Here is a 13,747-nt window from a genome sequence, read left to right as displayed (position 1 = left end):
ACGGCGTCAGCCGGGCACCGTGTCGGACTGCACGATGCGCCCGTCCTCCATCGCGACGATGCGGTCGGCGATGTCGAGGATGCGCGGATCGTGCGTGACCAGCAGGATCGCGACGCCGCGCGACTTCGCGAGGTTGCGAAGAAGCTGCACCACTTCCTGGCCGCTTGCCTTGTCGAGCGCCGCCGTCGGCTCGTCAGCCAGGATCAGGCCGGGATCGGCGGCGAGCGCGCGCGCGACCGAGACGCGCTGGCGCTGGCCGCCCGAGAGCTTCGCCGGCACCCTGTCCTCATGGCCCGCCAGGCCGACGGCGCCGAGCAGGCGGCCGGCGCGATCCAGCCGTGCCGCCTCGCCCAGGGCGCCGTCCTGCTCCAGCGCCATCGCGACGTTCTGCCGCGCGGTGAGGAAGCCCAGCAGGTTGTGGTTCTGGAAGATGAAGCCGATGCGCCGGCGCAGGCGCACGCGCGCCGTCTCGGTCGCGTCCATCAGCTCCTCGCCGAGCACGCGGGCGCTGCCTTCCTGCATGGCGCGCAGCGCGCCGATCAGCGTCAGCAGCGTGGTCTTGCCGCTGCCCGACGGGCCGGTGAGCAGCACGATCTCGCCGGTGCGCACCGTCAGGTCCACGTTGCGCAGCACGGGCCGTCGCAGCTCGCCTTCCCCGTACGCGTAGGAGAGGCCGCGCAGCTCGACGGGGTTCATGAGCTGAAAGCCGAACGGAACGCTGACGGCGTGCGCAGCACGCCGAGGCCGCGAATGCGGCCCGCGCACAGACCAGCCGCGTGGCCCGGCGCAACCGTGGCCTGCGCGAAGCCAACCGGCGCGGATGCGCCGCGCCCGGCGTTTGAGGGCACCATCAAAACATGTCCGCGGGGTTGGCGTCCCGCAGCTTGCGCACCGCGAGCAGGCCGGCCAGCGCGCACATGGTGAAGATCATGCCGAACACCAGGCCGGCGAGCGCCAGGTCGAGGCGCAGCGGCAGGAAGGTGGCGTCGGCGACCACGCCGTAGAGGAACCAGGAGAGCACGAGGCCGGGGATGAAGCCCGCGACGGCCAGGATCAGCGCGGCGCCGAGCACCACGCGCGCCAGGTAGAAGCCGGAATAGCCCATCGCCTTCAGCGTCGCGTATTCCTTCTGGTGGCTCGCGATGTCGCTGAACAGGATCTGGTAGACGATCACCATCCCGACCACGAGGCCCATCAGGCTGCCGAAGGCGAAGATGAAGCCGATCGGCGTCGCCTCCTCCCAGTAGCGGCGCTCATGCGCGCGCAGCTCCTCCTGCGTCAGCACCATCACGTCGGGCGGCAGCAGCGCGCGCAGCCGCGCCTGCGCCTGCGCAATGTCGGTGCCGGGCCGCAGCTTCACCGCGACGAGATCCACCGCCGCGACCTGGCGCTCCTTCACCACGCGGCGGAAATTCACCTCGGACAGCACGACGTTGCCGTCCGCGCCGAAGGAGGGGCCGATCTCGATCAACCCGACCACGTCCATGCGGCGGTTGCCGATCTCCGCCTCGATCGGCCCGCCGCGCTCGGCCAGCAACGCGGCGATGGGGCCGAACTCGGGGCGGGAGCTGCGGTCGAAGGCAACCGTGTCGGCGCGCTTCAGCTGGTCCACCAGCGGCGCGAGGCCGGGGAAGTCCAGCACGCCGGCCGCGACATCCACGCCGATCAGCTGGATGGTGCGGCGCGAGCCGTCCACCGGGTTCCGCCAGGTGGACTGCGCCAGGTAGATCGGCGCCGCGCGCTCCACCTCCGGCAGTGCCAGCGCCTGCTGCGCGCGCACGCGCGGCAGCGGCTCGGGCCGGAAGCTGGCCAGCGTCATCGGGTGCATCAGGAACAGGTCGCCGCGCATGCTGCCGATGAGGTTCGTCGCGCTCTCGAACAGCGCGCCGCGGAAGCCGAGCTGCATGAAGACGAGCACGCAGGCGAAGAGCACGCCCGCGATGGCGGAGGCGAGGCGCGCCTTCTCCGCCCGCAGCTGGCGCCAGGCGAGGCGGACCGCCAGCAGCGTGGCGGCCAGCAGGCCGGGGCCCTTGCGGCGGGGCGCGGCCGCGGCGGGCGGCGGTGCCTCCCCGGTGCGCTCGGGCGCCCAGGGCAGCAGCGTCTCGGGGCGGGGGATCTCGTTCACGGCCGGATCGCCACCTGCACCTGCATGTTGGACCGGCGCGACAGCGCCTCCGCCGCCTCGGGCGAGAGGGCGAGGCGCACTTCCACCGTGCGGGCGTCCACGGCGGCCACGGGATCGGTGTTCGCCTGGGTGTTGCGCCGCACCTGCCAGCCGATCTCGCGCACGGTCGCGGGGAAGCGCGCGGCCTCGCCGGGCACGACCACTTCGGCCGCCGCGCCCATGCGCAGCCGCGGCAGGTCGGTCTCGTAGACATCGGCGACGACATCCATGCGCGAGAGATCGGCGATCTCCATCACGCCGTCGGTCCCGGCGCGCTCGCCGGCGCGGGCCATCACGCGGATGACCGTGCCGGCGATCGGCGCCTTGAGCCGGGCGAGATCCGCCTCGGCCTGCGCCCGCGCCAGCGCCGCCTCGGCGGCCTGCAGCTCGGCCTCGGCCAGGGCGACGTCCTCGGGGCGGGGATGCAGCAGCGTCTCCAGGATCGCCTCTGCCTCGGCGCGCTCGGCGCGGGCGCGGTTGGCGAGGAAGCGGGCGCGTTCGGCCACCGCCTCGGCGCCGGCGCCGCTGCGTTCCAGGCGCTCCGCGCGCTCGGCCTCGCGCCGGGCGCTGGCCTCGGCATTGCGCAGCGCCTCGATGCGGGCGCGCTGGGCGTCGATCTCGGCGGGGCGGCCGGCGGCGCGGGTGCGCGCGAGCTTGGCGCGTGCCTGGGCCGCCAGCCCCTCCGCCTGCTGCGCGGCGGCGTCGCGCAGCGGCGCCTCGCTGAACTCGGCCAGCACCTGGCCTTCGGTGACGCGGTCGCCTTCAGCGACCAGCAGCCGTGCGATGCGGGCCCCTTCCTGGGCGGGCCCGGGGGCGAGGCGGCGGATGCGCGAGGCCGGCTCCACGCGGCCCAGCGCGCCGATGCCGACCGGGCCGGCCTCCGCCGCCGGGGCGGGGGCGGGGGCGCGCTCGGCTTCCCCGTTGCGGGTCCAGAGGAAGCCGCCGCCGGCCGCCGCGGCGAGCAGCATGGCGGTGGCGAGCAGTTTCGCCCGGCGCGTCATCGCGCGGCCTCCAGCAGCCGCTCCAGCCTGCCGCGCATCGCGGCGCGCTCGGCGTCGCTCGGCGCGTAGAGGCGGAAGATGCGGGCCATGAACATGCCGTCGGCGGCGGCGTGGATCACCTCGCCGAGCCCGGGCGGCAGGCCGTCCGCGGCGTTGTCCGCGCGCATCCGGGCGATCACCGCGCGCACCGGGTCGAGCAGGGCGGGGTCGTGGTGGAAGGCGGCGAGGAAGATCGCCGCGGCGCGGTCGTGCTTCTCGTTGCAGGACATCGCGCCGTCGCCGAAGCCCCATTCGAGGTTGGCGCGCGCCACGCGGCCGGGGCCGGGCGGCTGGGCTTCGACGCAGGCGCGGTACTCGCTCTGCATGAACTCGGCCAGGCGCGCCATCAGCGCCATCAGCAGCGCCTCCTTCGAGGCGAAGTGGTAGAGCAGCCCGCCCTTGGAGACGCCGGCATCGCGCGCCGCGGCTTCCAGCGTCAGCCCGGCGACGCCGCGGGCCTGGATGATCGCCTCGGCGGCGTCCAGGACGCGGGTTCGAACATCGGGCGGAGCGCTGGGCGGGCCGTCGGTCATTCCGCTTCAACTATACCGGCTGGACGGTTCGTCAAGCACAAACCGTCCAGCCGGTATAGTTTGCCGTCGTGGCGCCGGCACAGGGTTCCGGCGCCGGCCGCCGCCGGGCGCGGGACGCAGGAAAGTTACGCGGCCGTCGGCACCCAGTCCGGCACCGGCGGCATCGGTCGCTCGGCCAGCGGCCAGGTGAAGTCGAAGGAGGATCGCTCCCGCCCCGGCGGCACCGCGCCATTGCCGAAGCCCAGCGCGTAGTCGGCGTAGAGCTTGATGAAATCCTCCGCCGGCATGCCGGTCCGCACCACCAGGTCATGCGCCAGGCAGGCGTCCCGCCAGCGCCGGACGCGCGCGGTGCCGGCCTCCGGCAGCACGAAGCGGCGGAACCAGTCGTTCAGCACCCAGCGCTGGAAGAAGGGCGCGGCGGAGAGATCGGCCATGCCGAAATCGTCCCAGAGCCAGGTGCCGTCCGGGTTGTGCCGGAGCAGGAAGGCGTCGAGCCAGCGCCAGGACGCCACCGCCTTCTCCACCAGCCCGGCATGGCGGGCCGGGTCCTGGTTCAGCAGCAGCGTGTACATCGCCGGCACGAAGACCGCGTTGAGGTGGTCGATCAGGATGCGCGACTGCGCCCGCCGATAAGCGTCGGCGGGGAAGACGCGCGGTTCCGGAAAGACCTCCTCCAGATATTCGTTGATCACGCTGGATTCGTTGAGCACCCGGCCGTCATGCCGGATCACCGGCACCTGCCCGAGCGGGTTCATCTCCAGGAACCAGTCCGGCCGGGGCTTCGTGATGTCGATCTCGGTCAGCGCGAAGGGCACGCCCTTCAGCGTGAGCACCATGCGGCTGCGCTGCGCGAAGGGGCAGACTGCGATGCTGTAGATCTGCACCTCGGCCATCGCCGGCCCTCCTTCTCGGCGGCGCTCAGGCCGGTATCGGCACCTTGGCGGCGAGCGGATCGAGCAGGCTCTCGACCGCCGCCGGCTCCTCCCAGGCGAGGCTCACGGTGACCACCGTCACGCGGGAGCGGAACTGCGCCGGGATGCGCACGAAGTCCTTCTTCGTGGTCACCGCGACCGCGCGCAGGGTCTCGGCCTGGGCCAGCAGCTCCTTCAGGTCGCCCTCGTCATAGGGGTAGTGGTCGGCGAAGGCCTCCCGCCCCGCCAGCACGGCGCCGGCCTCCTGCAGGGTGGCGAAGAATTTCTGGGGGTTGGCGATGCCGCAGAAGGCGAAGACGGGCTGGCCGGCGAGCATCGCCGCCTCCGGCCCCGCCACGAGCTTCGCCCGCAGCACTGGCAAGCCGGGCGGAAGCTGGGAAAGCGCGCCGGTCTCGTCCTTGCCGATCAGCACCGCGGCGCCGGAGCGCGCGGCGGCGGCCGCCACCGGCTCCCGCAGCGGGCCGGCGGGGATGACGCGGCCGTTGCCGAAGCCGAAGCCGCCATCGATCACCAGCAGCGACAGGTCCTTCTCGAGCGTCGGGTTCTGCAGCCCGTCATCCATCACGATTGCCTGTGCGCCCGCCGCCACCGCCGCCTGGGCGCCGGCGCCGCGGTCGCCGGAGATCCAAGTTGGGCGCGTCTCCGCCAGCAGCAGCGCCTCGTCGCCGACCTGGGTGCTGTCATGCGCATCGGGGTCCACCCGAAGCGGCCCCTTCAGGCTGCCGCCATAGCCGCGCAACAGGAAATGCGCCGCGATCCCGCGATTGGCGAGCCGCCGGCCGATATCGAGCGCGACGGTGGTCTTGCCGGCGCCGCCCGCCGTGGCGTTGCCGCAGCAGATCACCGGCACGGGCGCCTGCCAGCCGCGGCGGGCCATGCGCCGGGCGGTCGCGCCGGCATAGATCGCCGAAAGGGGGGTGAGGAGAAGGGGCGCGATGCCCCCGCTGCCCACCCAGAACCCGGGTGCCCTCATCAGACCTCGTTCGTCAGGAAGCCTGTCCGGCGCCCTTCCGCGGGCGTCTCCGCCGGAGGATCCGGCGGCGGCAGCAGGCCCAGCAACGCCTCGGCCAGCCGCTCCGGCAGGTCGGCGCGGCCTTCGGCGACCGCGGCGGCGGCCTCAGCAATGGCCCGCGCGCGGCCCGGATCCGATAGCACGTCGCGGATCGCGGGCGCCAGCGCCGCGGCGTCGGGCAGCCGGAGGGCGCCGCCGGCCGCCAGCAGCCGCTCCATGGCCTCGGCGAAGTTGCGCGTATGGGGGCCGACCAGGATGGGGCAGCCGAGCCGCGCCGGCTCCAGCGGGTTCTGCCCACCATGCGGCACCAGCGACCCGCCCACGAGGGCGACCCGCGCCAGCCGGTAGAACAGGCCGAGCTCGCCCAGCGTGTCGGCGACATAGATCGCGGTGCCCGGCCCGGGCAGTTCGCCGGCGCCGCGCCGGGCGGTGGGCAGGTCCCCGGCCTCGGCCGCCACCGGCGCGCCGCGCTCCGGGTGGCGGGGGACGAGGATCGTCAGCAGGCCCGGCACCTCTGGCGCCAGCGCCCGATGGGCGGCGAGCGCCAGCGCCTCCTCCCCCGGATGGGTCGAAGCGGCGAGAAAGACCGGCCGGTCGCCGATCGCCGTGCGCAGCGCCTCCAGCGCCGCCGGATCGGCCGGCAGGGGCGCCGCCGCCGTCTTCACGTCGCCCCAGCAGAGCACCTGCGGCAGGCCGAGGCCGCGCAGCCGCGCCGCATCCTCCTCCGACCGCGCCAGCACGGTCTGGAAGGCGCCGAGGGTCTGGCGGGCGAGACCGGGGGCGCGGCGCCAGCGGGCGGCGCTGCGCGCGCTCATCCGGGCGTTCACCAAAGCCAGCGGCACCGCCCGGCGCTGCGCCTCGGCCAGCAGGTTGGGCCAGAGCTCGCTTTCGACGAAGGCGCCGGCATCCGGCCGCCAATCGCGCAGGAACCGCGCCGTCCAGGCTGGCACGTCGAGCGGGACGAAGCGATGCGCGACGCGCGGGGCGAGCGCGGCCGGCAGCCTCTGGGCGAGCAGCTCGGCCGAGGTGACGGTGCCGGTGGTGACGAGGAAATGCAGCGCCGGATCGCGCGCCGCCATCGCGCCGAGCACCGGCAGCATCGAGCCGGTTTCGCCGACGCTCGCGGCATGCCACCAGAACAGCCGGCCCGGCGGGCGCGCCGCGCCCTGCCCGCGCCGCTCGCCGAGGCGCGCGGCGATCTCCTTCCCCCGCCGGGCGCGGCGGGCCAGGTGCAGCGGCAGCAGCGGCGCGAGCAGCGTCGCGCCGATCCGCCAGGCGATCGGGCCGGGTTTCACGGCGTGATGCCGAGCGCCGCATCGGCCGCGGCGCAGGCGGCGTCGAGTTCCGCCGCGATCTCCGGCAGCGCCGCCTCCGCGCCGTCCCGCGGCACGTGGATCAGCCTGCCGCAGGCGATGGCGCCGCGGCCGAAGGGCAGGGGCAGCATCATCCGGTCCCAGCTCGGCAACAGCCGGTGATGGCGGGTGGCGCCGCCGAGCGGCAGCACCGCGGCGCCGGAGAGCGCGGCGAGCTGCGCCACGCCCGGGGCCGCCCGGCGGCGCGGCCCGCGCGGCCCGTCCGGCGTGATCGCCACAGGGTCCCCGCGCTCCAGGATGCGCATCATCTCGAGCAGCGCCTGCCCGCCCCCGCGGGAGGAGGAGCCGTAGACCATGCGGAAGCCGAAGCGCTCCACCGCCGCGCCGATGAAGCGGCCGTCGCGGTGCTGGCTGACGAGGATGTAGGGGGTCAGCCGGGCGATGGCCGGGTTCTGGGCGATGGCAAGCCGGCGCACCACCGGCAGCACCGGCAGGCGTTCGTGCCAGAAGGCGAGGATGAGCGGCCGGCCGGAGGCGACCTCGGCCAGGGCGGCGTCCTGGTTCAGCAAGGTCCAGCGCGTGGTGCGGGCGACGAAGGCGATATAGGCGCCGAGGATGCGCGCCAGCCCGGCCTGCACGGCGGGATGGCGGATCAGCTTGCGCATATGTCCCGCTGCGGGAGGCACGTCATGCGCGCGCCCCTAGCACGGGCGGGGCGGGACAGGAAATTTCCCGCCCCTCTCTCCAGCGTCAGCCCCCGACGGGCACCAGGCTGTCGCGGAAGCGGCTGGCGCAGGCCTCCCAGGAATACTGCTCGGCATGGGCGCGGCAGCGCGCCCGGTCGGTGCCGAGCGCGCGGAGGCAGGCGGCGCGCAGATCCTCGTCCAGCGCGCCGACGGGCGTTTCGCCGATCACGTCGAGCGGGCCGGTGACCGGATAGGCAGCCACCGGCGTGCCGCTGGCCAGCGCCTCGAGCAGCACCAGCCCGAAGGTGTCGGTGCGGGAGGGGAAGACGAAGACATCCGCCTGCGCATAGGCCCGAGCGAGCGCGCCATTCTCCCGATAGCCGGCGAAATGCGCGTGCGGGAAGCGCTTCTGCAGCGCGGCGCGCTGCGGCCCGTCGCCGACCACCACCTTGCTGCCCGGCAGGTCGAGCGCGAGGAAGGCCCCGATGTTCTTCTCGAGCGCGACGCGCCCGGCATAGAGGAAGATCGGCCGCGGCAGCGCCTCCCACGTCTCCGGCGCGCCATGCGCCGCGGCATCCGGCCGGAAGCGGGCGAGGTCCACGCCGCGCGACCAGGGCACCACATGCGTGAAGCCCTGCCCCGCGAGTTCGCGCGCGAGGGAGGGCGTGGCGCAGAAGGTGCCGGACCCGGCCTCATGGAAGCGGCGCATCACGGCCCAGGACCAGGCGGTGGGGATGCGCGTGCGCGCGTGCAGATATTCGGGGAAGCGGGTGTGGAAGCTGGTGGTGAAGCGCCAGCCGCGCTTCAGGCAGATGCGGCGCATCGCCCAGCCGAGCGGGCCTTCCGTGGCGATGTGCACCGCATCCGGCGCGAAGGCCTCCGTCATGCGTGCCAGCTTGCGTCCGGGCGCGATGGCCAGCCGGATCTCCGCATAGCCCGGCATGGGAAAGGAGGCGAAGCGGTCCGGGCCGATCACCTCCACAGTGTCGCCTGCTGCGCGCAATTCCTTCACGACCGTGGTCAGGGTGCGCACGACGCCGTTCACCTGCGGATGCCACGCATCGCTGACCACCAGGATGCGGTGCGGGCCGGGTCGGCTTTCGGCGAGCGCGCCCATCCCCCAGACCGGAATGCCGTCCAATGCCGCCCGTCCGCGTCAGGCAGCCGCTTCGACCGGGCGCGCCGGCGCCTGGAAGAAGGAGAGGCGGTTCTCCCGCGCCCAGTCCACCAGTTCGAAGCGGCCGTCGAAATGCTCGACCAGCGCGGTGCAGCTTTCCACCCAGTCGCCGTCGTTCATGTAGAGCACGCCGTTCACCGTGCGCATCTCCGCATGGTGGATGTGGCCGCAGACCACGCCGTCCAGGCCGCGACGGCGCGCTTCCTGCGCCAGCGCCGTCTCGAAGCGGTCGATCGCCTTCACCGCCTCCTTCACCTGGCGCTTCAGCCATTGCGACAGCGACCAGTAGGGATAGCCGAAGCGCCGGCGCGCCGCGTTGAACCAGCGGTTCATCGTCAGCGCCCAGTCGTAAGCCCAGTCGCCGAGATGGGCGAGGAACTTGGCGTAGCGCACCACGCTGTCGAACTGATCGCCATGGATCACCAGGTAGCGGCGGCCGTCCGCGGCGTGGTGCACGGCCTCGTTCAGCAGGCGCACGCCGGCGATCTCCATGCCGAGCCAGTCGCGCAGCGCCTCGTCGTGGTTGCCGGGGATGTAGGTGACTTCGGTGCCGTTGCGCGCGGCGCGCAGCACCAGGCGGATCACCTCGTCGTGGTGGGAGTCCCAGTACCAGGATTTCCGCAGGCGCCAGCCATCCACGATGTCGCCGACCAGGAACAGCCGGTCGCACTCGACGCGGCGCAGGAAGTCCACCAGGAAATCGGCGCGGCAGCCGCGGGTGCCGAGATGCAGGTCGGAGAGGAACACGCTGCGGTAGTGACGCTTCGCCTCGATGCTGTGCATGCCCGTCCGGCTCCCGCCACCACCACCGCGCAACGCGGCCTGACGGCTTCCGTTGCGTGGGCGGGCTTTAGCCGACCGCTCAACGATTCGACGTGAATCTTGAATGACGTGTTGTGCGCGGCAGGCCGCGGAGCGATGCGCGCATCGCATGTCACGCGCTCGTCAGCAAAGCGTTTGCGAATCGTCACGTGGCGGCGCTACGCGGCGCCCGTGCTCATCGTGTTCAATCCGGCGGCCGGCGCCGGGCGGCAACGCCGCCTCTCGCGTGCGCTCGGCGCGCTGCGCGCACGCGGGCTTGCGCCGCAGGTCGCGGAGACACGCGGGCCGGGCGACGCGGCCGTGCTGGCGCGCAGCGCCGCCGCGCGCGGCGTCCCGCTGGTGGTCGCCGCCGGCGGCGACGGCACGATCGCGGAGGTCGCGGCGGGCCTTGCCGGCAGCGCCGCGGCGCTCGGCGTGCTGCCGCTCGGCACGGCGAATGTGCTGGCCTGGGAACTCGGCCTGCCGCAGGCGCCGGACCGCGCGGCGGCGGTGATCGCAGCCGGGCGCATCGCGACGCTGCGGCCAGGCCTGGCGCGGTTCGCCGATGGCAGCGAGCGGCTCTTCGTGCAGATGCTCGGTGCCGGCTTCGACGCGGCCGTCGTGGCGCGGCTCGATCTCGGGCTCAAGCGTCGCATCGGGCGTGCGGCCTATGTGCTGGAATCGCTGCGACAGATGGCGCGCTACGACTTCCCGCCGATCGCCGTGACCTTCGACGGCGTGACCACGACGGCGGCAAGCGCCATCGTGACGAAGGGCCGGCTCTATGCCGGGCGCTACCGCATCGCGCCCGATGCGCGCGCCGCCGAGCCGGGCTTCCGGCTGGTGCTGTTCCGGCGCAGCGGCGCGCTGCAGGCGGCGCTGGCCGGCGCGGCGCTGCCGCTCGGGCTGATCCCGCGCCTGCCCGGCGTGGAGATCATGCCGGCGCGGCGCATCCGCCTTGCCGCCGCCGGCGCGGTGCCGGTGCAGGCGGATGGCGATCCGGCCGGGCTGCTGCCGGTGGAGGTGACGGACGCGCCGTCGCCGCTCGGCATCGTCGTGCCGTGAGGCGTCGCACGCCGCCTCAGCGGCGCGTCGCCTCATCGTAGAGGATGCGCCCGTCCACCAGATGCACCTGCCGCGTGGCGCGCGCGGCGAGGCCGGGATCGTGGGTGACGACGATGACCGAGCGTCCGTCCCGCGCCACCATCTGCGCGAAGGTGTCGAACACCGCGGCGGCGTTCTTGGTGTCGAGGTTGCCGGTCGGCTCGTCCGCCAGCAGCAGGGCCGGATCATTCGCCAGCGCCCGCGCGATGGCCGCGCGCTGGCGCATGCCGCCCGAGAGCTGTTCCGGCAGTTTTCGGGCGGCATCCGCCAGGCCGAGCGTGTCGAGCAGCGCCATCGCGCGTTCCCGCCCCGCCTTGTCACTGAGGCGGCCGAGCCGGCGGATCGGGATGAGCACGTTGTCGAGCGCGCTGAACTCCGGCAGCAGGAAGTGGAACTGGAACACGAAGCCGAGCCGCGCGAGGCGCAGCGCCGCCATCTCCTTCGCCGGCAGCCGCGCGGTGTCCTGCCCTTCCAGCAGCACCTCGCCGGAGGTGGGGCGGTCGAGCAGGCCGAGCAGATACAGCAGCGAGGACTTGCCGGAGCCGGACGGTCCGGTGATCGCGACGAACTCGCCCGGCCCGATCGCGAGCGAGATGTCGCGCACCAGCGTGACGCCTTCCGGCAGGGTGCGCGTGACGCCGCGCGCCTCGATCAGCGGCGGCTTCTGCGCGCGGTCGTCGGAATGGTCGCTCACGCCGCCCCGCGCACGACCTGCACCGGATCGAGCCGGCTGGCGCGGCGCGCCGGGATCACCGCCGCGATGCCGGCGGCGAGCACGGCGAAGATGCTGGCCGCCACATAGACGCGCCAGTCGCGCGCCAGGATGAAGCGGTCGTTGCCGGCCGGCGTGTTCACGTTGAAGCGGATCTGCGCCAGCGCCTCCACCATCAGCGCGCCGAGCAGGCAGCCGGCGATGGCGCCGAGCAGGCCGGCGATGATGCCCTGCACCAGGAACAGGCGCTGGATGTCGCCCTCGGTGAAGCCGAGCGACTTCAGGATGGCGATATCGCGCGTCTTCTCGAACACGACGGTGGAGATGATGTTGTAGATGCCGAAGGCGGCGACCAGCAGGATCGCGCCCGTCACCGAATACATGATCGCGTTCTGGATCACGAAGACGGTGAGGATGTTCTGGTTCTGCTCCTCCCAGCTTTCGGTGCGTTCGCCGAAGCGCGCCTCGATCTGGCGGGCCAGCGGCTCGGCGCGCGTCACGTCGGCCAGGCGCAGCAGGATCTGGTTCACCACGTTCGGCCGGTCCTGCAGCACCTGGTTCACCTTCAGCAGCGCGAAGCCGTTGGACTGGTCCACCTGCTGGATGCCGGTGCGGAACAGCCCGACCACCTTCATGGACAGCGCGACGCCGGACGGCGACACGGCGGAGATGGTGTCGCCCATCTTCACGCCGAGCTTGAAGGCGAGCCCCTCGCCGATGACGATCCCGTTCGCGGTGCTGCGCAGATCCTCGAGTCGCCCCGCGGTCATGTCCTTCTCGATGTTGGAGACGCGGACATGGCGCGCGGGATCGATCCCCGTGATGACGGCCGAGACGTCGCGCGACCCGTAGCGCAGCAGCGCCTGGCCCTGCAGAACGGGCGCGGCGGCGACGCCATCCATCGCTTCCAGGATCGCGAGCTTGTCGCCGGCCGCGCGAATGCCGCGGATGCGGTCGCGCGGCTTCACGCCATGCACCTGCACGGCGCCGTCGGTCACCATGATCTCGGCGGCTTGCGCGGGCGGAAGGCGGGTTTCGTCCTTGATCGTGATGTGCGGCGCGACATCGATGATCTGGTTGACGAAGTAGGTCTGGAAGCCACGCATCAGCGCGGCGATGGCGATGAAGAAGGCGACGCCGAGCGCCACGCCGGAGACCGAGACGATGGTCTGCCGGCGGCGCCGGCGCAGCATCCCGCGGGCGAGCTCCAGGATCAGGTTCATGGCCTGAGCCTGATCGCGTGGCCGTCGCGCAGGCTTTCGGGCGGGTCGAGGATCACCGCCTCGCCGGCCGCGACGCCGCGGCGGATCTCGGTGGCGCGCGGACCCTGCACGCCGATCTCCACCTGGCGGCGCTGCGCGGCTTCCTTCACCACCACCCAGACCGTGCCGGTGCGGGTGGCGCCGGGCCGGAGGGGCGCCGCGGCCACGCCGCGCCCGGCCGAGGGCAGCACCACGGCGGCCGGCGGCACCAGCACGGCATCGGGCGTCTCGCGCAGGACGATGTTGGCCTCCACGGTCATGCCGATCAGCAGCGGCGTATCGTCGGGCAGGGCGAGGCGCACGCGATAGGCCTTGCGCGTGGTGTCGCCCTTGGGCGTGATCTGCGCCACCTCCCCTGTCAGAACGCGCGCGGCGAAGGCGTCGGCGCGCAGCAGCACGCGCTGGCCGGGCTCGATGCGCGCGATGTCCTCCTCGTCAACCTCGGCAGTGACGCGCAGCGGACGCGGCTCGCCGATCCAGAACAGGGAGGCCGGGGTGTCCACCACCTCGCCCACCTCCGCGTCGCGCCGCAGCACGAGGCCGTCGGTGGGCGCGCGGACGACGAAATCCTCGAGCCGCTGCACCAGGGCGTCTGCCGCGGCGCGGGCGGCGCGGGCGTCGCGCTCGGCGCGTTCCAGCGTGGCGCGGGCGGCGATGTCGCGGGTGACGAGGGTGCGGGTGCGGGTCAGGTCGTCATCCGCGAAGCGGGCGCGCGCCTCGGCCTCGCGTGCAAGAAGCTCGGCCTGGCGTGCGTCGAGGCGGGCCAGGGCCTGGCCTTCGGTGACCCTCTCTCCTTCCTGGACCAGCACCTCCGTGATGCGGGCGCGGGTGGCAGGGCCGACGCGGGCCCAGTGGACGGGCTCCACCGAGCCGGTGGCGTAGACGGCTTCGAGCGCGGGGCCGGTGGTGGCGACGGCGATGGCGACCCGCGGCGGCAGCGCCCGCCAGGCCCACCAAGCCCCCGCGCCCAGGGCTGCCACGGCGAGGAGGAGCAAGGTGCGGCGCAGCATG

General features: G+C 73.5%; 14 protein-coding genes. 1 reads left to right on the top strand and 13 read right to left on the bottom strand.

The window, feature by feature from the left end; translation table 11 throughout:
* Positions 1-6: 6 nt before the first annotated feature.
* From DFH01_RS03765 to DFH01_RS03720, 10 genes are all read right to left on the bottom strand, one after another.
* Positions 7-696 (bottom strand): ATP-binding cassette domain-containing protein, encoded by a 690-nt coding sequence (locus DFH01_RS03765; protein WP_109869033.1) that lies wholly within the window; start codon positions 694-696, stop codon positions 7-9.
* 154 nt (positions 697-850) lie between these two features.
* Complete coding sequence (gene devC, locus DFH01_RS03760) at positions 851-2,125, bottom strand: ABC transporter permease DevC (RefSeq protein WP_233255946.1); 1,275 nt, start codon at positions 2,123-2,125, stop codon at positions 851-853.
* On the bottom strand, positions 2,122-3,165 hold the full coding sequence (locus tag DFH01_RS03755) for an efflux RND transporter periplasmic adaptor subunit (RefSeq protein WP_109869032.1): 1,044 nt from the start codon (positions 3,163-3,165) through the stop codon (positions 2,122-2,124). The genes devC and DFH01_RS03755 overlap by 4 nt, the downstream gene beginning before the upstream one ends.
* Positions 3,162-3,737 carry a TetR/AcrR family transcriptional regulator gene (locus DFH01_RS03750; protein ID WP_109869031.1) on the bottom strand — a complete coding sequence of 192 codons (576 nt, stop codon included), beginning with the start codon at positions 3,735-3,737 and terminating at the stop codon, positions 3,162-3,164. Before DFH01_RS03750 ends, DFH01_RS03755 begins: the two co-directional genes overlap by 4 nt.
* A gap of 125 nt (positions 3,738-3,862) precedes the next feature.
* Positions 3,863-4,630 (bottom strand): glutathione S-transferase family protein, encoded by a 768-nt coding sequence (locus tag DFH01_RS03745; protein ID WP_109869030.1) that lies wholly within the window; start codon positions 4,628-4,630, stop codon positions 3,863-3,865.
* Between the two features lie 25 nt (positions 4,631-4,655).
* Entirely contained in the window at positions 4,656-5,642 is a 987-nt protein-coding gene (lpxK, locus tag DFH01_RS03740; protein WP_109869029.1) for a tetraacyldisaccharide 4'-kinase, read from the bottom strand.
* Positions 5,642-6,976, bottom strand: coding sequence for a 3-deoxy-D-manno-octulosonic acid transferase (locus DFH01_RS03735; RefSeq protein ID WP_109869028.1), 1,335 nt, complete (start codon positions 6,974-6,976; stop codon positions 5,642-5,644). Before DFH01_RS03735 ends, lpxK begins: the two co-directional genes overlap by 1 nt.
* Complete coding sequence (locus tag DFH01_RS03730) at positions 6,973-7,659, bottom strand: lysophospholipid acyltransferase family protein (protein WP_109869027.1); 687 nt, start codon at positions 7,657-7,659, stop codon at positions 6,973-6,975. The genes DFH01_RS03735 and DFH01_RS03730 overlap by 4 nt, the downstream gene beginning before the upstream one ends.
* Before the next feature lie 85 nt (positions 7,660-7,744).
* Positions 7,745-8,797, bottom strand: a complete 1,053-nt coding sequence (locus DFH01_RS03725; protein WP_109869026.1) for a glycosyltransferase family 4 protein — start codon at positions 8,795-8,797, stop codon at positions 7,745-7,747.
* A 39-nt stretch (positions 8,798-8,836) separates the two neighbouring features.
* Positions 8,837-9,640, bottom strand: coding sequence for a UDP-2,3-diacylglucosamine diphosphatase (locus DFH01_RS03720; protein WP_109869025.1), 804 nt, complete (start codon positions 9,638-9,640; stop codon positions 8,837-8,839).
* A gap of 210 nt (positions 9,641-9,850) precedes the next feature.
* On the opposite strand from DFH01_RS03720, the gene DFH01_RS03715 reads away from it, so the two are divergent.
* Positions 9,851-10,723, top strand: a complete 873-nt coding sequence (locus DFH01_RS03715) for a diacylglycerol/lipid kinase family protein (protein WP_233255945.1) — start codon at positions 9,851-9,853, stop codon at positions 10,721-10,723.
* 16 nt (positions 10,724-10,739) lie between these two features.
* On the opposite strand, the gene DFH01_RS03710 is transcribed toward DFH01_RS03715, so the two are convergent.
* The 3 genes from DFH01_RS03710 to DFH01_RS03700 are packed head-to-tail and all read right to left on the bottom strand — an operon-like array spanning position 10,740 to position 13,746.
* Positions 10,740-11,456, bottom strand: coding sequence for an ABC transporter ATP-binding protein (locus DFH01_RS03710; protein WP_109869023.1), 717 nt, complete (start codon positions 11,454-11,456; stop codon positions 10,740-10,742).
* Positions 11,453-12,697 (bottom strand): ABC transporter permease, encoded by a 1,245-nt coding sequence (locus DFH01_RS03705; RefSeq protein ID WP_109869022.1) that lies wholly within the window; start codon positions 12,695-12,697, stop codon positions 11,453-11,455. Before DFH01_RS03705 ends, DFH01_RS03710 begins: the two co-directional genes overlap by 4 nt.
* Positions 12,694-13,746, bottom strand: coding sequence for an efflux RND transporter periplasmic adaptor subunit (locus tag DFH01_RS03700; protein WP_109869021.1), 1,053 nt, complete (start codon positions 13,744-13,746; stop codon positions 12,694-12,696). The genes DFH01_RS03705 and DFH01_RS03700 overlap by 4 nt, the downstream gene beginning before the upstream one ends.
* Position 13,747 lies beyond the last annotated feature (1 nt).

It is taken from the genome of Falsiroseomonas bella, assembly GCF_003173615.1.
In the GTDB taxonomy this organism is placed as follows: Bacteria; Pseudomonadota; Alphaproteobacteria; order Acetobacterales; family Acetobacteraceae; genus Falsiroseomonas; species Falsiroseomonas bella.
This window is presented reverse-complemented; position numbering and strand designations above follow the sequence as displayed.

Coding starts and splice junctions, on each gene's coding strand:
- lpxK (WP_109869029.1), bottom strand. CDS start 5,642: ATGAGGGCACCCGGGTTCTGGGTGGGCAGCGGGGGCATCGCGCCCCTT.
- DFH01_RS03725 (WP_109869026.1), bottom strand. CDS start 8,797: ATGGGCGCGCTCGCCGAAAGCCGACCCGGCCCGCACCGCATCCTGGTG.
- DFH01_RS03755 (WP_109869032.1), bottom strand. CDS start 3,165: ATGACGCGCCGGGCGAAACTGCTCGCCACCGCCATGCTGCTCGCCGCG.
- DFH01_RS03720 (WP_109869025.1), bottom strand. CDS start 9,640: ATGCACAGCATCGAGGCGAAGCGTCACTACCGCAGCGTGTTCCTCTCC.
- DFH01_RS03730 (WP_109869027.1), bottom strand. CDS start 7,659: ATGCGCAAGCTGATCCGCCATCCCGCCGTGCAGGCCGGGCTGGCGCGC.
- DFH01_RS03705 (WP_109869022.1), bottom strand. CDS start 12,697: ATGAACCTGATCCTGGAGCTCGCCCGCGGGATGCTGCGCCGGCGCCGC.
- DFH01_RS03765 (WP_109869033.1), bottom strand. CDS start 696: ATGAACCCCGTCGAGCTGCGCGGCCTCTCCTACGCGTACGGGGAAGGC.
- DFH01_RS03700 (WP_109869021.1), bottom strand. CDS start 13,746: ATGCTGCGCCGCACCTTGCTCCTCCTCGCCGTGGCAGCCCTGGGCGCG.
- DFH01_RS03745 (WP_109869030.1), bottom strand. CDS start 4,630: ATGGCCGAGGTGCAGATCTACAGCATCGCAGTCTGCCCCTTCGCGCAG.
- DFH01_RS03750 (WP_109869031.1), bottom strand. CDS start 3,737: ATGACCGACGGCCCGCCCAGCGCTCCGCCCGATGTTCGAACCCGCGTC.